Origin of the sequence: Tsukamurella sp. NPDC003166 (assembly GCF_040611135.1) — a bacterium.
GTDB lineage: Bacteria > Actinomycetota > Actinomycetes > Mycobacteriales > Mycobacteriaceae > Tsukamurella.
In genome coordinates this window covers 63,286-83,301 of record NZ_JBEXNL010000016.1, presented here as the reverse complement: position 1 = coordinate 83,301, position 20,016 = coordinate 63,286, and the positions used below count along the sequence as shown (strand labels likewise).

General features: G+C 68.9%; 21 protein-coding genes. 14 read left to right on the top strand and 7 right to left on the bottom strand.

What is annotated here, in order from left to right; genetic code table 11:
- Positions 1 to 35 precede the first annotated feature (35 nt).
- The 7 genes from ABZX10_RS17475 (at position 36) to ABZX10_RS17445 (ending at position 6,294) form a co-directional block, all read left to right on the top strand.
- Positions 36 to 1,412, top strand: coding sequence for a hypothetical protein (locus ABZX10_RS17475; protein WP_355542512.1), 1,377 nt, complete (start codon positions 36 to 38; stop codon positions 1,410 to 1,412).
- Positions 1,413 to 1,425: 13 nt separating this feature from the next.
- Entirely contained in the window at positions 1,426 to 2,640 is a 1,215-nt protein-coding gene (locus tag ABZX10_RS17470; RefSeq protein ID WP_355542509.1) for a DUF4041 domain-containing protein, read from the top strand.
- A 319-nt stretch (positions 2,641 to 2,959) separates the two neighbouring features.
- A complete protein-coding gene (recA, locus tag ABZX10_RS17465) occupies positions 2,960 to 4,009 on the top strand; it encodes a recombinase RecA (protein ID WP_068570532.1) in 1,050 nt (349 codons plus the stop codon).
- A gap of 6 nt (positions 4,010 to 4,015) precedes the next feature.
- Positions 4,016 to 4,627 carry a regulatory protein RecX gene (locus tag ABZX10_RS17460; protein ID WP_355542505.1) on the top strand — a complete coding sequence of 204 codons (612 nt, stop codon included), beginning with the start codon at positions 4,016 to 4,018 and terminating at the stop codon, positions 4,625 to 4,627.
- A gap of 158 nt (positions 4,628 to 4,785) precedes the next feature.
- The gene (locus ABZX10_RS17455) at positions 4,786 to 5,169 is read left to right on the top strand and encodes a hypothetical protein (RefSeq protein WP_355542502.1); all 384 of its coding nucleotides are present in this window, start codon (positions 4,786 to 4,788) and stop codon (positions 5,167 to 5,169) included.
- Positions 5,166 to 5,753 carry a DUF3558 domain-containing protein gene (locus ABZX10_RS17450; protein ID WP_355542499.1) on the top strand — a complete coding sequence of 196 codons (588 nt, stop codon included), beginning with the start codon at positions 5,166 to 5,168 and terminating at the stop codon, positions 5,751 to 5,753. The genes ABZX10_RS17455 and ABZX10_RS17450 overlap by 4 nt, the downstream gene beginning before the upstream one ends.
- Positions 5,754 to 5,919: 166 nt before the next feature.
- Positions 5,920 to 6,294 (top strand): VOC family protein, encoded by a 375-nt coding sequence (locus ABZX10_RS17445; protein ID WP_355542496.1) that lies wholly within the window; start codon positions 5,920 to 5,922, stop codon positions 6,292 to 6,294.
- Positions 6,295 to 6,296: 2 nt separating this feature from the next.
- Here the strand turns inward: ABZX10_RS17445 and ABZX10_RS17440 are convergent, their stop codons facing one another.
- From ABZX10_RS17440 to ABZX10_RS17420, 5 genes are read right to left on the bottom strand one after another with little or no spacing between them, the layout of a single operon-like run.
- On the bottom strand, positions 6,297 to 7,265 hold the full coding sequence (locus ABZX10_RS17440; RefSeq protein WP_355542493.1) for a glutamate ABC transporter substrate-binding protein: 969 nt from the start codon (positions 7,263 to 7,265) through the stop codon (positions 6,297 to 6,299).
- A gap of 5 nt (positions 7,266 to 7,270) precedes the next feature.
- Entirely contained in the window at positions 7,271 to 8,218 is a 948-nt protein-coding gene (locus tag ABZX10_RS17435) for an amino acid ABC transporter permease (RefSeq protein ID WP_355542490.1), read from the bottom strand.
- Positions 8,215 to 8,898: an amino acid ABC transporter permease gene (locus tag ABZX10_RS17430; RefSeq protein WP_355542487.1), complete on the bottom strand. Its 684-nt coding sequence runs from the start codon at positions 8,896 to 8,898 to the stop codon at positions 8,215 to 8,217. Before ABZX10_RS17430 ends, ABZX10_RS17435 begins: the two co-directional genes overlap by 4 nt.
- Positions 8,899 to 10,023, bottom strand: coding sequence for a transporter substrate-binding domain-containing protein (locus tag ABZX10_RS17425; protein WP_355542484.1), 1,125 nt, complete (start codon positions 10,021 to 10,023; stop codon positions 8,899 to 8,901).
- A 41-nt stretch (positions 10,024 to 10,064) separates the two neighbouring features.
- Entirely contained in the window at positions 10,065 to 10,793 is a 729-nt protein-coding gene (locus tag ABZX10_RS17420; protein ID WP_355542594.1) for an amino acid ABC transporter ATP-binding protein, read from the bottom strand.
- A gap of 149 nt (positions 10,794 to 10,942) precedes the next feature.
- Here ABZX10_RS17420 and miaB point away from each other — a divergent pair, with 149 nt between their 5' ends.
- The gene (gene miaB, locus ABZX10_RS17415; protein ID WP_355542481.1) at positions 10,943 to 12,454 is read left to right on the top strand and encodes a tRNA (N6-isopentenyl adenosine(37)-C2)-methylthiotransferase MiaB; all 1,512 of its coding nucleotides are present in this window, start codon (positions 10,943 to 10,945) and stop codon (positions 12,452 to 12,454) included.
- Positions 12,455 to 12,525: 71 nt separating this feature from the next.
- Positions 12,526 to 13,152, top strand: coding sequence for a hypothetical protein (locus ABZX10_RS17410; protein WP_355542478.1), 627 nt, complete (start codon positions 12,526 to 12,528; stop codon positions 13,150 to 13,152).
- A 127-nt stretch (positions 13,153 to 13,279) separates the two neighbouring features.
- On the opposite strand, the gene ABZX10_RS17405 is transcribed toward ABZX10_RS17410, so the two are convergent.
- Positions 13,280 to 14,677 (bottom strand): DUF349 domain-containing protein, encoded by a 1,398-nt coding sequence (locus tag ABZX10_RS17405; RefSeq protein WP_355542475.1) that lies wholly within the window; start codon positions 14,675 to 14,677, stop codon positions 13,280 to 13,282.
- Between the two features lie 126 nt (positions 14,678 to 14,803).
- Here ABZX10_RS17405 and ABZX10_RS17400 point away from each other — a divergent pair, with 126 nt between their 5' ends.
- The 5 genes from ABZX10_RS17400 (at position 14,804) to ABZX10_RS17380 (ending at position 19,395) form a co-directional block, all read left to right on the top strand.
- On the top strand, positions 14,804 to 15,442 hold the full coding sequence (locus tag ABZX10_RS17400; protein ID WP_355542472.1) for a hypothetical protein: 639 nt from the start codon (positions 14,804 to 14,806) through the stop codon (positions 15,440 to 15,442).
- Positions 15,439 to 16,359 (top strand): tRNA (adenosine(37)-N6)-dimethylallyltransferase MiaA, encoded by a 921-nt coding sequence (gene miaA, locus ABZX10_RS17395; protein WP_355542469.1) that lies wholly within the window; start codon positions 15,439 to 15,441, stop codon positions 16,357 to 16,359. Before ABZX10_RS17400 ends, miaA begins: the two co-directional genes overlap by 4 nt.
- A 22-nt stretch (positions 16,360 to 16,381) precedes the next feature.
- Complete coding sequence (gene dapF / locus ABZX10_RS17390; RefSeq protein WP_355542591.1) at positions 16,382 to 17,239, top strand: diaminopimelate epimerase; 858 nt, start codon at positions 16,382 to 16,384, stop codon at positions 17,237 to 17,239.
- Between the two features lie 65 nt (positions 17,240 to 17,304).
- Positions 17,305 to 18,723 carry a GTPase HflX gene (gene hflX / locus ABZX10_RS17385; protein WP_355542465.1) on the top strand — a complete coding sequence of 473 codons (1,419 nt, stop codon included), beginning with the start codon at positions 17,305 to 17,307 and terminating at the stop codon, positions 18,721 to 18,723.
- An 18-nt stretch (positions 18,724 to 18,741) separates the two neighbouring features.
- A complete protein-coding gene (locus ABZX10_RS17380; RefSeq protein ID WP_355542462.1) occupies positions 18,742 to 19,395 on the top strand; it encodes a DUF1345 domain-containing protein in 654 nt (217 codons plus the stop codon).
- Here the strand turns inward: ABZX10_RS17380 and ABZX10_RS17375 are convergent.
- On the bottom strand, positions 19,392 to 19,997 hold the full coding sequence (locus tag ABZX10_RS17375) for a QsdR family transcriptional regulator (protein WP_355542459.1): 606 nt from the start codon (positions 19,995 to 19,997) through the stop codon (positions 19,392 to 19,394). The genes ABZX10_RS17380 and ABZX10_RS17375 overlap by 4 nt on opposite strands.
- Between the last annotated feature and the right edge of the window lie 19 nt (positions 19,998 to 20,016).

Genomic DNA, 20,016 nt, shown 5'->3' with positions numbered 1-20,016 from the left:
ATGGGCGGTCACCGTCTGTTTCCGGACGTTTTCTGTTGATCCGCTTCGCCGCCCGGTGCGCTGCGGTATGCCTGAATATCCCGGCGCGGAACCGCGACCGGGTGATCAACGGGGAGATGTGGATGGGCAAGAGGCGGGGGTTCTTCGCGGAGTTGCAACATCAGGCTCGACTGGCTGAGCAGAGGCAGCGTCAACGCGAGCGGGTCGCAGCACAGGCACACAACAGAGCAGTTCGGGAACATGAACGTGCGCAGCGTGAGTACCTCAGGGTCCAGGCACAGTACGAACGCGCCAGAGCCGCTCAGGCTCGTCGTGATGCGGCGGCTGTAGCCCTCGAGGAAAAGAACCGCCGGCGCGCCTACGATGATGCTCGGCGCACCGAAGTCGAGTTGATGAATGCTGAACTGAGCTCGCAGGCCGATCAGATCGACTCGCTACTCGCGGCGACCCTGGAGGTTGACGACTTCATCGACCTCGCCGGCCTGCGCCAGTCGGTGGTCTCGGTGCCGTTCGAGCGCCCCGATCTCACGACTCCGGTCCCGCCTCCCGCCGCGCTGCCGTTCCCACAGCAGCCCGTGTACGTCGCACCTGAGGCGCCGACCGGTCTTGCGGCCTCGTTCGGTGGGAGGAAGAGACATGCCCAGGAGGTGACCGCGGCTCGGCACGCGTTCGAACAGGCGCAGCACGTATGGCGTCAACAGCTCGCGGCGCGCGAGGAGGCTGAACGACGGGCCCAGGACGAGCACCGACAGCGTGAGGTTGACAGAGAACGCGCGTTACGTGCGGCGCAGGAGGAGCACGAGGCGATGTTCCTCGAGAGGAGGCGCGCCGCGTTGGAGACCAATGTGAAACTCGAAAGGTTGATGATGGCCCTTCAAGACCGCGAGGCTTGGGCCGTCGAGGAGTTCCTGGGGATCGTTCTGTCGAATTCGGTGTACCCGGAGTGTTTTCCGGTGACGCACGATTTCGGCTTCGACGGCGGCTCGCACGAGTTGAGATTGCGGGTCACGATTCCCCATCCGTCGGATTTGCCGGCGGAGAAGACCTTCAGGTACGTCAAATCGACCGACTCGATCGTCGCGAGCCCGTTGTCGCAGAAGGCGAGGAAGGACCGGTACGCGAAGGCGGTCGCGGACGTTGCGATCCGGAGCGTGCATGAGGTCTTCGAGTCGGATCGGGAGCGATTGGTGCAGACGATCTCATTGACGGTCGACACGGAGGGGGTCGATCCTGCGACGGGGCATGTCGTCGCACCGGTGCTCGTGGAACTCGCGGTCGATCGAGCGTCGTTCGATCCGTTGGACCTCGCCAATGTGGAAGCGAGCGCGACTCTGCAGCATCTCCGAGCCGGTGTATCAAAGAATCCTCATGAGCTGGTGCCAGTTGTGAACTCACGCGGTGTCCGTGGATGAGAGGCCCGCGGCGATGAGTGATCTCGACGGAGTGTTGCGGATACTTCGAGAACAGTTGGTGGTGAAGGAGCGCGAGGCAGCGGCATACGTTGAGAGGATCGCGGAGCTCGAAGGGGCGTTGGAGAAGGCTCGTGCGTCCGACGCCCCGTGTGCGGGGACTGTTTCCCGCGTGCCCGGTTCAGGAACGGGAATCGATGACGTGGTCGAGACGGATGACCGCCGGGTTCTGCAAGAGGTCGGTATCTACCAGTACCGGCACCGACTCGACGATGCCGTCGCATATCGCGATCGACTGAGCGCGATTCAGGCGGCGGTGAAGGACGAGGTCAAGCGGGGGACCGCCATCATCGCATCGGACATGTTCAGTTACAACAATTCCCTCGCCAAGGGCAGGAAGATGACAGCGGAGTTCTCGAAGCTCATGCTGCGTGCGTACAACGCTGAGGCGGATATCTGTGTGAGGACGATCCGCGCGGGCAATCTTGAAACCGCGGTGCGGCGCCTCGAGAAGTCAGCGGCTGCGATCTCCAAGCTGGGCGCGATGATGGAGATGCGGGTCTCTGACGATTACCACCGACTCAGGGTCGAGGAGTTGGAATTGACCTCTGACTACCTCATGAAGGCTCAGCAGGAGCGCGAGGAGCAGCGTGCGGAGAAGGAGCGGCTTCGTGAGGAACGCAAGGTTGAGCAGGAGCTTGCGGCGCAGCGTGAGAAATTGGACAAAGAGCACTCGCATTACATGAACGTTCTGGATTCTCTAGCGGACGACGCGCCGGACAGGCAGCGGATTCAGGACAAGCTGTCGGAGATCGAGTCGGCCATCGAGGACAACGACTACCGGCAGGCCAACATCAGAGCGGGCTATGTCTACGTGATCAGCAATCAGGGAGCGTTCGGGCCCGGCGTGGTGAAGATCGGCATGACGCGACGTCTCGATCCAATGGACCGAGTGCGCGAGTTGGGGAGTGCGTCGGTGCCCTTCCCCTTCGACGTTCACGCGCTGTACTTCTCGGACGATGCGGTCACACTGGAGGCGCGCCTGCATGAGGCGTTCGCGGCTCGGCGGTTGAACCACGCGAACCTGCGTCGGGAGTTCTTCTTCGCGAGCGCCGCCGATGTGAAACATGTGCTGATCGCGGAAGTCGGCACACTGCTCGAATACGTCGACGAGCCCGAGGCGGCTCAGTACTTCCAGAGCGTGGGTAGCTGGCCGCCATCGGCACGATGACGACGTTGGACCGAACCCTCATGTGGAGGTTCGCCGTTTGCGGCAGGTCGAATGAGTGGCGTAGGCGCAGGTCGCGAGCTGGTCTGAGGGCCGAGATTCTCGGAGGAAGGTGGGTTGCGGCGTGTCGCACGTTCGATACTTGCTTCGAACGGTCGTTCGCCTATAGTCGGTGGTGTTCGACGCGAGAGCGAGCCGGCAGGGTGCGCATCCGATGGGGATGTGAAAACTTGTCAGTGGCTCCCTCTAACGTCCGTGGCAACTGAAGAACCCAGCGCCGGCAGCGTCTTCCCCGCTCCGGCCTTCAAGGACGGAGAGTCCCATGGCACCTGCGGCACCGGATCGCGACAAGGCCCTCGAACTGGCCCTCGCGCAGATCGACAAGAACTACGGCAAGGGTTCCGTCATGCGCCTCGGAGACGAGGTGCGTCAGCCCATCGCGGTGATTCCCACGGGCTCCATCGCGCTGGACGTGGCGCTGGGCATCGGCGGCCTGCCGCGCGGCCGCGTCATCGAGATCTACGGCCCGGAGTCCTCGGGTAAGACCACGGTGGCGCTCCATGCGGTCGCGGAGGCGCAGGCCAACGGCGGCATCGCGGCGTTCATCGATGCGGAGCACGCGCTCGATCCCGACTACGCCGCGAAGCTGGGCGTCGATACCGATGCCCTGCTGGTCTCGCAGCCGGATACGGGTGAGCAGGCGCTCGAGATCGCCGACATGCTGATCCGTTCCGGCGCGCTCGACATCATCGTCATCGACTCGGTGGCGGCCCTGGTGCCCAAGGCCGAGATCGAGGGCGAGATGGGCGATAGCCACGTCGGCCTGCAGGCCCGCCTCATGAGCCAGGCGCTCCGCAAGATGACGGGCGCGCTGAACAACTCGGGCACCACTGCCATCTTCATCAACCAGCTGCGCGAGAAGATCGGCGTCATGTTCGGCTCGCCCGAGACCACCACGGGCGGTAAGGCGCTGAAGTTCTACTCGTCGGTGCGGCTGGACGTCCGCCGCATCGAGACCCTCAAGGACGGGACCGACGCGGTCGGCAACCGTACTCGCGTCAAGGTCGTCAAGAACAAGGTCTCGCCGCCGTTCAAGCAGGCCGAGTTCGACATCATCTACGGCCAGGGCATCAGCCGTGAGGGCTCGATCATCGACATGGGCGTCAACGAGGGCTTCATCCGCAAGTCGGGCTCCTGGTACACCTACGACGGTGACCAGCTGGGCCAGGGCAAGGAGAACGCCCGCAAGTTCCTGCTCGAGAACCCCGACGTCCGCGACGAGATCGAGAAGCGGATCAAGGAGAAGCTCGGCGTGGGTGCGGACATCACCGTCGATGCCGACGAGATCGCGCCGGCGCCCGTCGACTTCTAGGCCGCGATGTCCGACTACTCGGACGACGAGGTCGTCTCCCGGGGCCGTCGGCGAGGTCGCCGACGGTCCGCGGACGACGGTGACGGGGAACCGCGGCGGCGGCAGGAGGTCGAACAGGATCCGGCGAAGCGCGAGGCGCTCGCCCGTGACCTGATCTACCGCGCGCTCGGCATGCGGGACCATTCCCGGGCTGAGCTGCGGGCGAAGCTCGCCAAGAAGGGGTTCGACGAGGAACTCACAGAGCGCATGCTCGACAAGTTCGTCGCCGCCGGCCTGATCGACGATGCGGCCTTCGCGGAGCGTTGGGTGCAGTCGCGGCACCAGTTCTCCGGCCGCGGGCGGCGCGCGTTGGCGCAGGAGTTGCGCAGCAAGGGCGTCGGCGCCGAGGAGGCGACGGCGGCCCTCGACACCGTCAGTCGCGAGGACGAGCGGGAGCGGGCCGCAGAGCTGGTGGAGCGCAAGCTCGCTCGCGTCGAGGTCCCGGAGGACCGGGCGGAGCGCGACAAGCTCACGCAGCGGTTGGTGGGGATGCTCGGCCGTCGTGGCTACCACCCGTCGCTGGCCATGTCGGTGGTGCTGGACGCCGTCCGCGAAAGGGCCGACGCCGACCGCGGCTGAAGCCGCGTGAATAGACCGGGGGAGCGATCCCCAGCGAAGTGAAGCCCTCGGAGACCGCTCCGGGGGCTTCGCTGTCTGATCTGTGGAACCGATCTCGAGGCTGGTGCGTCCAATTCATAGGGACGTCTGTGCGGACGGATCGACAGCAAGGGGGTGCCATGGCCGGCGGGGAAATGACCGAGATCATCGAGGCTGCGCGGGAGGGAATCAAAGATCGCCCCTCCATGGTGTCCGACGGTAATCCGCAGGAGGAGCTGGCCCGCGCCCTTGAGCGGCACGCCGATCGGCTCGTGGCTGCCGCAGACGGACTGAACGACGTCGGAAGTCAGAACCTTCTGGGCCCCACTGTGGAGGGCGACGCGGCCACGTACAACATCAGGCTCGGCGTGGTCGAGCACGACCGATCGATCCGTAAGACTCTCCTCGCGCAGGCCGCGGAGGCGAACTCTATGGCCGAGTCGTATCGCGAGATCGGTCGCTGGATACTGCGTACCGAGGGTGCGAGCGAGGAACAGATCAACCGAGTGATCGGCACTGGATGAGCCGAGGAATTGCAACGTTCGCAGTAGCTGCCTCCCTCGTGCTGGGCGGTTGCACCGTTGTCGTGCCCGGCGATCCCGTCGGTGCCCAGCAGTCTCACAACTCGCCGAAGCCGCTGCCGTTTACTCCCACGATCAAGGACCGTACGAACGACCGCACCGACGGCACCAGCTTCGAGCCGTGCAACGCGTACAGCAATGCGGAGTTGGCAGCGCTTGAGATCAACCCTGACAGCATTGAGGATGCCGCCAAGGTGGACGCAGCGAACTACCGCGGTTGCCACTGGCGAGGTATCGACTACACCATCCGTCACGGCGGAACGCGGTACTCACAGATCGTCGGACGCGAAATGACCCTCGAGCAGTACAAGCGCTACATGGCCTCGCTTCGATGGCAGACCGATCGAACCGTTCATGGCCGGACACTGGCGGTAGCAGCCGAAAACGACAACTGCCTTGCGGTGTTTCGGTCAGCCGAGTCGATTGTTGCGACGATCGTCGCGACGACGAACACATCTCCGGGTAACACCGTGGAGTGCGAGCGCGCCGTCGCGTTCGCGTCCCTCGCGATCAGCAAGGCACCGTGACCGCGGCCCGACCTCGGGGGATCGGCAACGGGTACCGTCGGTCGCATGACTGCCGGAACGGCCTCGGGCCACGCACGGACGGGTGATCCGGCGAACGGTTGACGGCGCGGTCGCCACCGGGCGGGTACGGACGAACACAACACCGAACCCACCCGAAGGAGATTCCATGTCAGCACGTTTCAACCACACCATCATCTTTGCGACGAACACTGAGGAATCGGCGGCGTTCTACCGCGACTACCTCGAGGCGAAGCCCGTCGAGTCCTGGGGCCCATTCTCCAACCTCGAGATCGAGGACGGCGTCCTGTTGCAGATCGCGGCGCCGCCGATCGACATCCAGCCGCAGCACTACGCGTTCCTGCTCGACGACGAGCATTTCGACCGGGCGTACGCGCTCATCACCGAGCGCGGCGTGGACCACGCCGCGGATCCGTTCTGGAAGGAGCCGGGCCGCATCAACCACGGACACGGCGGCCGCGGGGTCTACGTCCGCGACCCCGCGGGCCACGGCATCGAGTTGCTCACGAGTCCGTACCTCTGAGCTCAGCGGGCCGCGCAGGGGGAGTTCGTCGCGGAGAGGAACGACAGGTCGCCGATCCGGGCGAGGGATTCTGCGGCGCCGCCGTCCCGCTCGAGGGTGCGCGCGGCTTCCTCATCGCCGACGGCGCGTCGGAGCGACCGCTCCCACTCGCCGCTCTCGAGCATCGACCGCAGGGCCGCGTTGACGGCCTCGCGGGCCGCGGAATCGTCGCGGCCGAGCCCGATGCCGTAGCGCTCGACCGCGAACGGTGCGCCCGCGGCCCGCAGCCGCCCGTCGATGCAGCCGTCCTTCGGCACACTCATGTCGACGAGCCGGAAGGCGGTGGGCCGCTGCGCGGCGAAGCCGGCCAAGATCACCTCGTCGGTCGTCACGGCATCGACGTTCTTGCGTGCCAACGCGTCCACGCACGCCGAGTAGGTGTCGAACTCGACGAGTCGCACACCGGGGAGCAGGGTCTTCACCGCACGGGCCGACGTCGACCCGGTGACCGAACACAGGGACCGATCGCGGCCCAGGTCCGAGACCGTGCCGATCGCCGACTCGTCGCGCCGCACGAGCAGCCCCTGCCGGGTCACGAGATACGGACCGGCGAAACCGACCGCTCCAGCCCGCGCACCGTCGATCGAGTACGAGGCGACGACGGCGTCCACTTCGCCGTTGTCGATGAGTTGCTCGCGCTGCGACGACGGCGTCTCCCGCCAGGTGATCCTGGGCTCGGCCTTCCCGCGCGACGCGGCCACCGTCCGGATCACGTACCGTGCCACGTCGATGTCGAAGCCGGACAGCGCACCGTCGGGCCCGCGCAGTCCGAGCCCGGGCTGGTCGACCTTCACCCCGATGAGGACGGCACCGTCGTCGATGGAGGACAGCAGGTTCCGCGGTGAGGGGCCCGAACACGCGCAGAGCGCGGCCAGGAGCACCGTGACCAGTGCCGTGGCCGCGCTCCGGCGCGGGGCGGATCTCGGAAGCACGGCGGTCAGTCGCCGAAGTCCTGCCGCAGATCCTTGTGCTTCGGGTCGGGATGCGTGGTCTCCAGGACCTCCTTGGACATCAGCCCGGGTTCCGGAAGCGGATGCGGCGCATCGACGATCATCTTCTTCTTGCGGCCCTCGCGCAGGTTCCGCTCGATGTTCGACGCGAGCGCCGACAAGCCGAAGTTGATGAGGATCATGATGATCGCCACCATGATCAGTGACGGGATCACGTTGCCCCAATAGGTGCCGGCCTGGATACCCTTCTTCACCACCTCGACATAGCCGATCTGGTAGCCGAGTGCGCTGTCCTTGAGCGCGATCACCATCTGCGAGATCAGCGCGGGAAGCATCGCGGCCACGGCCTGGGGGAGCAGGATCAGCCGCATGGTCTGGGTCTTGCGCAGCCCCAGCGCCTTCGCCGCCTCGAACTGCCCCTTCGGCAGTGAGTTGATGCCCGACCGGAGGATCTCGGCGATCACCGAGCCGTTGTACAGGGTGAGGCCGAAGACCACGGCGAAGAACGCGATGTAGTCGGTCGTGAACACCTTGTAGACGCCGAACACGATGTACAGGAAGTAGATCAGGATCAGCACCGGGATGGCGCGGAAGAACTCCACGATCGCGCCCGTGGCCCAGCGGACCGAGCGGTGATCGGAGAGCCGACCGATGCCGAGCAGCGCGCCCATGATCATCGCGAGCACGATCGAGGCGAACGCCGCCTTGAGCGTTCCCCACAGGCCCAACAGAATGTAGTTGATCCAGTAGTTCTTGTCGGTGAACGGGGCGAGCTTGTCGTGGTCGAACTGGCCGTTGTTGGCCAGCACGGCCACGACCCACGCGAGGAGCGCGGCGAGCACCACGATGAAGACCACCGCGATGATGTTGTTGCGGACGCGCGCCTTGGGGCCCGGCGCGTCGTAGAGGACCGTCGAGGTCGACTTGGCACTCATCGCTTCACCGCCAGTCGCTGAGCGAAGTAGCCGAACACGGCGCCCTCCAACAGAGTGATGATCATGAAGCCGACCGCGAAGATGACGAAGATGATGACCAGTTGATCGCCGTACTTCTCCAGCTGGCCCTTCATCAGGAGGGCCGCCTCGCCCACGCCGATGATGGAGGCCAGCGTGGTGTTCTTCGTGAGGGCGATGAGGACGCTGCCCATGGGCGCGATGACGGCCCGCGCCGCCTGGGGCAGCACGACGAGCGTGAACACCTGCATGAAGTTCAGCCCCAGCGACCGCGCCGCCTCGGCCTGGCCGAGCGGAACGGTGTTGAAGCCCGATCGCAGCGTCTCGCACACGAAGGTCGCCGTGTAGACGATGAGGCCGACCGTCGCGAGCCAGAAGTTGTTGTTGTCGATGAAGTCCGCGTTATCGGGGGCGAGCGCGAACCCCATGTTCTGGTACAGGCCCAGCGACAGGAACAGGATGATCAGCGTCAGGGGCGTGTTCCGGACGATGTTGACGTACCAGGTGCCGAACACCCGCATCGCGGGCACCGGTGAGACGCGCATGCCCGCGAGGACGGTGCCCCAGATCATGGCGCCGATGCCGGAGACGATGGTCAGTTTGATGGTGACCCAGAAGGCGGGCCACAGCTTCGGGCCCAGGTCGGCCCACATGGTGGACATCTAGCTGCCCTCCTTCGCGCAGACGGGCGCCAGCGTCACCGGCGTACTCGGTGCCGGGGTCGGCGTGGCGGTGGTGAGCAACCAGGTCTGGTCGCCGGGGGTGGGCACGAGCGCCGACGCGGGCTTGCCCGTCGCCGGGTCGATCCGGCCCTGGTCGATCATCGTGGTGGCGTACTCGCCGAGGTTCTCCCGCAGGACCTGGAACAGCCTGTTGTTCGGGTCCGCGTACGCGGCCTCGGTATAGGCGGTCGTGGTGTCCTTCGACACCTGGCAGGTCGGCTTCGACGGGATCGCGGAGGCGGCGAAGCGCGCCGCGCCCTCCTCGCCGAGCGTCATCTGCTCCAGCGCCCGGTTGATCTGCACCATCGCGGGGCCGTCGCCCTTGCGGATGCCGATGCCGTACCGCTCGGTCGAGAACTGATCGCCCTTCTTCTTCTTGGTGCCGTCCTTGAGCGTCGTGTCCTGCGGGTAGGTCATCGGGACGATGTCGAACTCGCCGGGGTACTTCGCCTGGAAGCCGGCGAGGATCGTCGCGTCGGTGGTCAGCGCATCGAGCACGCCGCGGCGCACGCCCTCCACGCACGAGGCGTACCCGTCGTACTGCTGCAGCTGGACGTTCGGCAGCGCGCTCTGCACGTTCAGCGCGGACGTCGATCCCGACACCGAGCACAGCTTGCGCCCCGAGTTGAGGTCGGTGAGTGTCTTGATCGGGTGCTCGGCGTTCTTCCGCACCAGGAGCGCCTGGTAGGTGAGCAGGTACGGGCCCGCGAAGTCGGCTTTCGCCTTGCGGGGCTTGCTGATCGAGTAGGTGGCGGCGATCATGTCGACCTCGCCGTTCTCGATCATCCGCTCCCGCAGCGGGGACGGTGTCTCCTTCCACGTGATCTTCGGCGCCGCCCAGCCGTTGTTCTTCGCGATCTGGTTGACGACGAACTCGGAGACCTGCACATCCGAGCCGGTCTGCGACTTGTCCGGGTTCTGGATCGCGAGACCCGGCTGGTCGAACTTCGTGCCGAGCACGACATGGCCGTTCTTGATCGAGTCGAGCAGGCTGCGCGGTGTGTCGGTGCCGCACGCGGCGACGAGGGGGAGCGTGACGGCGACTGCGGCCGCGGCGGCGATCACACCCCGCCACCGTCGTGGTTTCGTAGCGATAGGTGATGTCATCAGTGCCCCAGGATCTTGCCGAGGAAGTCCTTCGCCCGGTCGGACTTCGGCGCGGTGAAGAAGGACTCGGGGTCGGTGTCCTCGACGATCTGGCCGTCCGCGAGGAACAGGATCCGGTCCGCGGCCTTGCGGGCGAAGCCCATCTCGTGGGTCACGCACACCATCGTCATGCCGTCCTTGGCGAGGCCGACCATGACGTCGAGGACCTCGTTGACCATCTCGGGGTCGAGCGCCGAGGTCGGCTCGTCGAACAGCATGACCTTCGGCCCCATCGCGAGCGCGCGGGCGATCGCCACGCGCTGTTGCTGACCGCCGGACAGCTGGGCGGGGTACTTGTCCTTCTGCGCGACGATGCCCACCCGGTCGAGCAGCTCGAGCGCCCGCTTCTCCGCATCGGCCTTCGACTGCTTGCGGACCTTGAGCGGGCCCAGCGTCACGTTGTCGAGGATCGTCTTGTGGGCGAACAGGTTGAACGACTGGAACACCATGCCGACCTCGGCGCGGAGGTTCGCCAGGCCCCGTCCCTCGGAGGGGAGCAGCGCACCGTCGATCTTGATGGTGCCGGAGTCGATGGGCTCGAGCCGGTTGATGGTGCGGCACAGCGTGGACTTGCCGGAGCCCGACGGGCCCAGCATGACCACGACCTGCCCCTTCGGGACGGTGAGGTTGATGTCCTTGAGTACGTGCAGGGCGCCGAAGTGTTTGTCGACGGACTCGATCTCGATCATCGGGACCGCGCCGGTGGGCCCGGTCGCTGCGGGAGTAGTCATGGGGACGACCCTATGTTCGGTCAGGTTTCGTCCGCGTAAAGTCCGCAGTATTGGTATCGGAAATCTACCTTCGGGGTCGGATTTGCGGTCGCCGATACCCTGGAGGGGTGATCGAAGCAGCTCCCGCCAGCCGAACGTACGAGGTCCGCACCTACGGGTGTCAGATGAACGTGCACGATTCCGAGCGCCTCTCGGGCCTGCTCGAGGACGCCGGCTACGTGCGCGCGGAGGGAGACCAGCAGGCGGATCTGGTGGTGTTCAACACCTGCGCGGTCCGCGAGAACGCCGATAACAAACTCTACGGCAACCTCAGCCACCTGGCGCCGATCAAGAAGGAGCGCCCGGGGATGCAGATCGCCGTCGGCGGCTGCCTCGCCCAGAAGGACCGCGGCACCGTCGTGAAGAAGGCTCCGTGGGTCGACGTGGTCTTCGGCACGCACAACATCGGCTCGCTCCCGACCCTGCTCGAGCGCGCCCGGCACAACGAGAAGGCGGAGGTCGAGATCAAGGAGGCGCTGGACGCCTTCCCGTCGACGCTGCCCGCCCGCCGCGAGAGCGCCTACGCCGGGTGGGTCTCGATCTCGGTCGGCTGCAACAACACCTGCACGTTCTGCATCGTGCCGAGCCTCCGCGGTAAGGAGGTGGACCGCCGCCCGGGCGACATCCTCGCCGAGGTGCAGGCCCTCGTCGACCAGGGCGTCTCCGAGGTCACGCTGCTCGGCCAGAACGTCAACGCCTACGGCGTGAACTTCGCGGACCCCGAGCTCGGCCGCGACAGGGGCGCCTTCGCCGACCTGCTGCGCGCCTGCGGCCGCATCGAGGGCCTGGAGCGGGTGCGGTTCACCAGCCCGCATCCCGCCGAGTTCACCGACGACGTGATCGACGCCATGGCGGAGACCCCGAACATCTGCCCCCAGCTGCACATGCCCCTGCAGTCCGGCTCGGACCGCGTGCTCAAGGAGATGCGTCGCAGCTACCGCAGCACCAAGTTCCTCGGCATCCTCGACCGCGTCCGCGCGAAGATCCCGCACGCCGCGATCACCACCGACATCATCGTCGGCTTCCCGGGGGAGACCGAGGAGGACTTCCGGGCCACCCTCGACGTGGTCGAGAAGGCCCGGTTCAGCTCGGCGTTCACCTTCCAGTACTCGATCCGCCCCGGCACCCCCGCCGCGGACCTGCCCGATCAGCTGCCGAAGGCGATCGTGCAGGAGCGGTACATGCGGCTGATCGAGCTCCAGGAGCGGATCACGCTCGAAGAGAATCAGAAGCAGGTGGGGCGCACCGTCGAGCTCCTCGTGGCGCTCGGGGAGGGCCGCAAGGACGCGGAGACCAAGCGCATGTCCGGGCGGGCCCGCGACGGCCGGCTCGTGCACTTCGCAGGGCGGGAGGGCATCCGTCCCGGCGATGTCGTCGAGGTCGAGATCACCGGCGCGGCGCCGCACCACCTCGTCGCCGACGCCGGCGTGCTCACCCATCGGCGGACCCGCGCGGGTGACAACGTCGAGGCGGAGATCACGCCCGTGACGGCCCCCGTCGGGGTCGGGCTCGGACTGCCGCCCGTGGGCCGCCCCGAGGCCGCGTCCGCGCCGGCCGCGTCGGGCTGCTCGACCTGCTGACCGGCTGCCCGACGGGGCGCTACGACGACCTGTAGGAGACAACTCCGGGCGCGGGGTGGACAATGGACCCCATGAACGCGGACAGCGAGAACCCCCGGAGCGCCGACGAGCTGGACGGCCTGCGCACGCAGGTCGAGTCGGTCGAACGCAAGCTCGCCGGCGAGTTCCAGGTCGGCCCGCGCATCCTGGTCGCCGCGATCGCCGTGGTCGCGGTGATCGGTTCCCTCGCGCTCCCGCACACCGGATCGGTCACGGGCATCGAGATCATCACGGGCGATCCGCACGTCGCGGGCAGTTCGCTGGTGATCGTGTCGAAGGTGTTCGTCTGGCTCGAGGTTCTGTTCGGCGTGTTCGCCTCCGGCGCCGCGCTGCTCACCCGCCGGTGGGTACTGTCGGTGATCGCGGGCGCGGGCAGCGGCGTCGCCGTGGTCTTCGGCCTGCTGTCGGTCTGGTCCCGGCAGACCAACGGCCTGCACGGCGAGCCGCCGAGCGGTGCGGGCATCGGCCTCTACCTCGGCTGGCTGGCGATGGTCGTGCTCGCCGTCGTGTGGATCAAGACCATCTGGGCGCGCTCGCCGTTCCAACTCGCCGCCGAGCAGGACCGACGGGACGCCGCGCAGGAGTGGGAGGATTTCGCGCGGTCCAACCGCATCGGCAACCGCGCGCCGCGGGCGCAGCGCCCCACCGACGAGGCTTAGCACCCTCGACGAACGCAGAACCGCCCGGCGATCAGCCGGGCGGTTCTGTTTTCTCGAGGTCGGGGATCAGCGGTTCTCGACAGCGTCCTCCGCCGCGTCCGGCTCTACTTCCCGCGACCGCGGTGGGTCAGCGGTTCTCGACAGCGCCTTCCGCCGCGTCCGCCCACTCGCGCCACTGGGCGGCCTGCTCGCGCAGCCGCACGGCGTCCTTGGTCTTGCCGGCCTTCTCGGCCTTCTCCGCCTGGTCCTCGAACTGCGCGACGCGGTCGCGGAACTGCGCCGCGCGGGCCGTCGCCTCGGGGTCGGTGCGCCGCCACTGGGTGTCGTCGGCGGCCTTGATCTTCTTCTCCAGCGCGCGGATGCCGGCCTCGAGCGAGCCCATCTGTTCGCGCGGGACCTTGCCGATCGCCTCCCACTTGTCCTGCAGCTCGCGCAGGGCGGACTTCTGCGCGGCGAGGTTCGCCGCGGACTCGATCCGCGGGGTGTACTCGTCGAGCAGGGCCTGCTTCGCCTTGCCGTTCTCGGTGAACTCGGCGTCCCGTTCGTCGGCGGCGGCGTTGCGCGCCGAGAAGAACTCGTCCTGGATGCCCTTGAACCGCGCCCACAGCGCGTCGTCGGTGTCGCGCGGCGCGCGGCCGGCGGCCTTCCACTTGGCGAGCAGGTCGCGGAATTTCGCGGAGGTCTCGCCCCAGGCGGTGTCGTTCTTGAGCTTCTCGGCCTCGGCGATGAGCTCCTCCTTGCGCGCCTTCGCGCCCGCGCGCTCCCGGTCGAGCTCGGCGAAGTGCGCGCCACGGCGCTTGTTGAACGCGTCGCGCGCCTTCGAGTAGCGCTTCCACAGCGCATCGTCGGTCTTGCGGTCGACGCCCTTGATCGTCTTCCACTCGTCGAGCAGCGCCCGCATCCGGTCGCCCGCGGTCTTCCATTGGGTGGCCTCGGACGCGATCGTCTCGGCCTCGGCGGCGAGCGCCTCCTTGCGGGCGATGCCCTCCGACCGGCTCCTCTCGCGGTCGGCCTGCGCCGTCACGATCGCCGTGTCGGCGCCGGTCAGCAGCGCGCCCACGCGGGCGGCCAGGCCGTCGAGGTCGCCGACCACGGCCGCGGTCGGCAGCGTGTCCGCCACCTGCTGCGCAGCGGCGCGGACCTTCTTCGGGTCGCTCGTGCCGCTGGCCAGGCGCTCCTCGAGCACCTCGACCTCGGTGGCGAGTTCGTCGTACTTGCGGCCGTAGTGCGCGAGCCCCTCGGCGCCTTCGCCGGCCTGCCACGACCCGACGGCGCGCTCGCCGCCGGAGGTGATCACGTAGACGGTGCCGTCCTCGTCGACCCGGCCGTGCCGGCTCGGGTCGGAGGCCGGGCGCGCCCGCGGTGCGGCCTGCGCGGCGGCGGGAGCGTGCGGGCGCGGGCCACCGGGCCGGGGGCCGGGGTGCGGCCCCGGATGCGGCTTGGGGCCGGGCCGGGCGCCCGGGGTGGGCTTCGGGGCGGTGTTCTCGATCGGAGTGGTCTCGGCGATCGGGTCGTTCTCGGCCACGGGATTCCCCTTCGTCTGCGCCGCGCGTCACGGCTGCCGTCGTCGTGGGGCCGCGCCGGACGCGGACCCTTCGATCCATTGAAGCACTCCGCGGGCCCGTCGGCGCGATCGATTAGCGTTCTTCTCGTGCACTCGTCCCACCGTCACCGGCCCGTCGCCGTGGTCCCCGGCGCCCCGTTGCTCGTTCCCGAGCTGGTCGGGCTACCCGGCGACCCGGATGCGGATCGTCTGCGGGAGCGCGTCCTCGCGGCCGGCCGCTGGCTCGGCGAGCGCGCACACACCTGGCGCGTCGTCGGTGCCGAGCCGCTGACCAGCGTCGACGGTGCCGACGGCCCCACTTCCGGGACCTTCGCCGGATTCGGAGCGGACGTGCTCGTGACGACCGCGCCCGGCGCACCGTCGAACGACCTGCCGCCGAGCCCGGACCTGCCGCTCCCGCTGCTCATCGCCGCCTGGCTGCGGGGCAGTGCGGCGCCGTCGGCGCGGATCGTGGCCGCGGACGACGAGGCCGAGGGCCTGCTGTTCGTGCTGGACGGCCCGAACACGCTCACCGCCCGCGCGCCCGGCGGCCACCGCCCCGAGGACGAGGCCGTCTTCGACGCCCAGGTCGCGGCCGTGACGGACGGCGCACCGTCGGACGGGCTCGACGGTGCCTGGCGCGCCCTCGCGGACGCCGTGGACGGCCGTGCCGATGTGCTCTACCGCGGCGCGCCGTTCGGCGTCGGCTACCTGGTCGCGACCGGGGGGATCGGGGGAGGCCGGTGACGGCCCGACCGATCGCCGTCGTCGGTCCCACCGCGACCGGCAAGTCCGACCTCGCGCTCGACCTCGCGGAGCGCCGCGACGGCGAGATCATCAACGTCGACGCCATGCAGATGTACCGCGGCATGGACATCGGCACGGCGAAGCTGCCGGTCGCCGAGCGCCGGGGCATCGAGCACCACCAGCTCGACGTGCTGGAGGTGACCGAGACCGCCACCGTCGCCGCCTACCAGGAGCGGGCCCGGGCGGACGTCGAGGCGCTGCTCGCGGCCGGCCGGACCCCCGTGATCGTCGGCGGCTCGATGATGTACGTCCAAGCCCTCCTCGATGAGTGGAGCTTCCCCGCGACCGACCCCGCCGTGCGCGCCCGGCTGGAGGAGCGACTGGCCGAGGTCGGAGCGCTCACTCTGCACCGCGAGCTGGCCGCGCTCGACCCCGCGGCCGGCGCGAAGATCCTCGCCACCGACGGCCGCCGGATCGTCCGGGCGCTCGAGGTCGTGACCATCACCGGCGAGCCCTTCGCCGCCTCGGCGCCGCGGATCGGTCCCGCCCGGTGGGACACGGCGATCGTCGCGCTGGACCGCGACACCGAGCAGCTCGACGCCCGCATCGACCTGCGCACCCGCCAGATGTTCGAGGGCGGCCTCGTCGACGAGGTGCGCGACCTCGAGGCCCGGGGACTCCGCGACGGCGTGACCGCGTCCCGCGCGATCGGGTACGCGCAGGTCCTCGCCGCCCTCGACGGCGAGTACGACCTCGACCACGCCCGCGAACTGACGTTCATCGGTACGCGCCGCTATGTCCGGCGGCAACGGTCCTGGTTCCGGCGCGACCCGCGCGTGACCTGGCTCGACGGTGCCGACCCCGACCTCCTCGACCGGGCCCTCGCCGCGCACGCGGCCCCGGTACGGCGCCCGTAGAATCGTGGTCATGACGGGCGCACTGGACTTCCTCAAGGGGCACGGCACGGAGAACGACTTCATGATCCTGCCGGACCCGGGCGTCGACATCGACCTCACGCCGGAGCTGGTGGCGGCCCTGTGCGACCGCCGGGCCGGGATCGGGGCCGACGGCGTGCTGCGGGTCGCCCGCGCCGGTGATCTGCTGGACGCGGGCGTCCTCGGCGCGTTGCCCGACGGGGTGGCCCGCGAGGACTGGTTCATGGACTACCGCAACGCCGACGGCTCCATCGCCGAGATGTGCGGCAACGGCGTTCGCGTGTTCGCGCACTTCCTCGCGGCGTCGGCGCTGGTCGCCGGTGACGAGTTCGTGGTCGGCTCGCGGGCGGGTGCCAAGCCCGTGCGGGTGCACCACGCGGACCCCGAGGCGGCGGAGGTCTCCGTCTCGATGGGGGTGCCGCGGGTCTTCGGCACGTCCTCGGCGGGGGTCGGCGGGCGGGACCTGGCGGGCATCGCCGTCGACGTCGGCAACCCGCACATCGCCTGTGTCGTCCCCGGTCTCACCGCGGAGGACCTCGCGGCCCTCGATGTGGCGAGCCCGCCCACCTTCGACCACGGCCTGTTCCCGCACGGGACGAACGTGGAGGTCCTGACGCCGCTGCACGACGGCGCCGTCCACATGCGCGTGCACGAGCGCGGCTCCGGGGAGACCCGGTCCTGCGGGACGGGCACCGTCGCCGCGGCGGTCGCGGCCCTGCGCGCCGCGGGCGCCGAGACCGGCGAGGTGGACGTGCGCGTACCCGGCGGGGTCGTGACCGTCACCGTCGAGGCCGACGGTGCCGTGCTGCGCGGGCCCAGCCGCATCGTCGCGTCCGGCACGGCGCGACTGTCCGCGCTCTGAGCGGGTTTCGCCCTGCGAAAACTCGCGTGACCCGTGTGGCCCCGACGTGCGAGAATGGGGCCCATATGACACAGACAGATATCTGGGAACCGACCGACGCGCAGCAGCCGACCGTCGGTGAACTCCAACTCCAGGAGCGGTCCTCGCTCCGCCGCGTCGTCGGCCTCTCCACCGAGCTCGACGATGTCACCGAGGTCGAGTACCGGCAGTTGCGCCTCGAGCAGGTCGTGCTCGTGGGCGTGTGGACCTCGGGCTCCGCGGCGGAGGCCGACTCGTCCCTCGCCGAGCTGAAGGCCCTCGCCGAGACCGCGGGCTCCGTCGTCCTCGACGGCGTGGTCCAGCGCCGCGACCGTCCTGACCCGGCCACCTACATCGGCTCCGGCAAGGCGCACGAGCTGCGCGAGGTCGTCCTCGCCACGGGCGCCGACACGGTGATCTGCGACGGTGAGCTCACGCCCGCGCAGCTCAACGCGCTGGAGAAGGTGGTCAAGGTCAAGGTCATCGACCGCACGGCCCTGATCCTCGACATCTTCGCCCAGCACGCCACCTCCCGCGAGGGCAAGGCGCAGGTCAGTCTCGCTCAGATGGAGTACATGCTGCCGCGGCTGCGCGGTTGGGGTGAGGCGCTGTCCCGGCAGGCCGGCGGCCGCGCCGGCAGCAACGGCGGCGTGGGCCTGCGCGGTCCCGGCGAGACGAAGATCGAGACCGACCGTCGCCGGATCCGCGAGCGGATGGCCAAGCTGCGCCGGGAGATCAAGGGCATGAAGCAGGCCCGCGACACCAAGCGCGGGCAGCGCCGCCGCTCGGGCGTGCCGTCGGTGGCCATCGCCGGATACACCAATGCGGGCAAGTCGAGCCTGCTCAACGGGCTGACCGACGCCGGGGTGCTGGTGCAGAACGCGCTGTTCGCGACCCTCGACCCGACCACCCGGCAGAGCACGCTGGCCGACGGCCGCGACGTGGTCTTCACCGACACCGTCGGGTTCGTGCGGCACCTGCCCACCCAGCTGGTCGAGGCCTTCCGGTCCACGCTGGAGGAGGTGGTCGACGCCGACCTGCTCCTGCACGTGGTGGACGGCAGTGACCCCATGCCGCAGCGCCAGATCGACGCGGTGCGGCACGTGTTGCGCGAGGTCGCGGGCGAGCGGGAGGCCACGCTGCCGCGGGAGCTGCTCGTGGTCAACAAGATCGACGCCGCCGACCCGGTGGTACTCGCGCAGCTGCGCGTCGCGCTGCCCGACGCGGTGTTCGTCTCCGCGCACACCCGCGAGGGCGTCGATGAGCTGCTCGACGTGTTGACCGGGCTGATCACCGCGGGGGATGTCGAGGTGGCCGCGTTGCTGCCGTACGAGCGGGGCGACCTGGTCGCCCGGATCCACGCGGAGGGCACGGTGGTCAGTGCGGACCACGAGGCCGACGGTACGCGGATCGTCGCGCGGGTGCCCGGCGCGCTCGCGGGGCTGCTGGCCCGCTACGCGCAGTAGTCGCGCACAATCGAGACCATGACTCGTCGGGCTCCGGGGCCGTTGCTGTCCATCTCCGCGCGTGCGGGGATCGCTCTGGTCGTCGGTGCGATCGCCGCGGTGATCGCGGGTGTTCTGCTCGACGGTACGCTGGGTGTCCTGGTCGGGATCGGCGCCGCGGCCGCGGTGTTCGTGGTGATGGGATGGGCGGTGCTCTGGCCCCTCGGCGCGGAGGCGACGCGGGCGACGGTGCAGCGGGAGAACTTCCGGCCGCGTGTCGCCGAGCTCGCCGTCGCGGTGATCGCGCTGAGCGGCCTCGTCGCCATCGTGGCGCTCCTGGTCGCGGGCAAGTCCGCCAACCGGGACGCGGGGGCCGCCGCGGCGCTGTTCGCGGCGTTCGCGGTGTGGGCCGCGCTGCACCTGACCTACGCGACGCAGTACGCGGCCGAGTACTACGGTGACCCCGGTGAGCAGCCCGGCGGGATCGATTGGAACGCCGACATCGCTCCCGCGTACCGCGACTTCTTCTACTTCAGCTACAACCTCGGCATGACCTATCAGGTCTCCGACACGTCCGTCTCGTCGCCGACGATCCGCAGCCTGGTGCTGCGCCAGTGTCTGCTGTCCTATGTGTTCGGCACGCTGATCCTGGCCACCGCGATCAACCTGGTCGTGGGCATCGTCTCCGGCTAACCCGCCGCGTCGCGGCCGGACGGGCCGCTCCCGGAGGCACCGTCGAGCAGCAGCGCGACGAGGGCCGTCGCGGTGTCGGGCTGCGGCGGGGTGCCGATGATCATGTCCGACCACAGGAACGACTCGGCCAGCCGCACGATCGCGTAGGCCAGGTCGGCTCGGGTGATGTCCCGAGCACCGTCGGGCTGGGGGATCGTGAGGTCCGTGAGCCAGGCCTGAACCCACGCGATGAGCCGCTCCTGCACCACACTGCCGGGTGCCTGCAGCACGCGCATCGCGAATTCCGGTTCGTCCGTCGCGAATCCGGTGAGCGGGGGATAGGCACGGACCTCGTGCGCGAGCCGTCCGAAGGAGCGGAGGAAGGCCGCGCGGTCGCGCACGGGCTCCGTGGATTCGACCCGCTCGATCGCCTGGGCGATCCCGAGCCAGATCGCCTCGCCGACCACCTGCTCCCGCCCCTCGAACCAGCGGTACAGCGTGGCTCGGCCGATGCCGCTGGCCTTCGCCAGCTGTCCCAGGTCCACCCGGCGGCCCTCGCGGAACCACTCGGCCGCGCGACGGATCACGGCGGACTGGTTGTCAGGGCGCGACGGATAAGACATACTGCTATTTTGTCTCGCC

What these genes read in the sequence shown, in the direction of transcription:
- ABZX10_RS17455 (WP_355542502.1), top strand. Translation starts at nt 4,786, where the DNA reads ATGGCCGGCGGGGAAATGACCGAGATCATCGAGGCTGCGCGGGAGGGA.
- ABZX10_RS17445 (WP_355542496.1), top strand. Translation starts at nt 5,920, where the DNA reads ATGTCAGCACGTTTCAACCACACCATCATCTTTGCGACGAACACTGAG.
- ABZX10_RS17470 (WP_355542509.1), top strand. Translation starts at nt 1,426, where the DNA reads ATGAGTGATCTCGACGGAGTGTTGCGGATACTTCGAGAACAGTTGGTG.
- ABZX10_RS17420 (WP_355542594.1), bottom strand. Translation starts at nt 10,793, where the DNA reads ATGATCGAGATCGAGTCCGTCGACAAACACTTCGGCGCCCTGCACGTA.
- ABZX10_RS17460 (WP_355542505.1), top strand. Translation starts at nt 4,016, where the DNA reads ATGTCCGACTACTCGGACGACGAGGTCGTCTCCCGGGGCCGTCGGCGA.
- ABZX10_RS17410 (WP_355542478.1), top strand. Translation starts at nt 12,526, where the DNA reads ATGAACGCGGACAGCGAGAACCCCCGGAGCGCCGACGAGCTGGACGGC.
- ABZX10_RS17450 (WP_355542499.1), top strand. Translation starts at nt 5,166, where the DNA reads ATGAGCCGAGGAATTGCAACGTTCGCAGTAGCTGCCTCCCTCGTGCTG.
- recA (WP_068570532.1), top strand. Translation starts at nt 2,960, where the DNA reads ATGGCACCTGCGGCACCGGATCGCGACAAGGCCCTCGAACTGGCCCTC.
- ABZX10_RS17380 (WP_355542462.1), top strand. Translation starts at nt 18,742, where the DNA reads ATGACTCGTCGGGCTCCGGGGCCGTTGCTGTCCATCTCCGCGCGTGCG.
- ABZX10_RS17375 (WP_355542459.1), bottom strand. Translation starts at nt 19,997, where the DNA reads ATGTCTTATCCGTCGCGCCCTGACAACCAGTCCGCCGTGATCCGTCGC.
- ABZX10_RS17430 (WP_355542487.1), bottom strand. Translation starts at nt 8,898, where the DNA reads ATGTCCACCATGTGGGCCGACCTGGGCCCGAAGCTGTGGCCCGCCTTC.
- ABZX10_RS17435 (WP_355542490.1), bottom strand. Translation starts at nt 8,218, where the DNA reads ATGAGTGCCAAGTCGACCTCGACGGTCCTCTACGACGCGCCGGGCCCC.
- hflX (WP_355542465.1), top strand. Translation starts at nt 17,305, where the DNA reads ATGACACAGACAGATATCTGGGAACCGACCGACGCGCAGCAGCCGACC.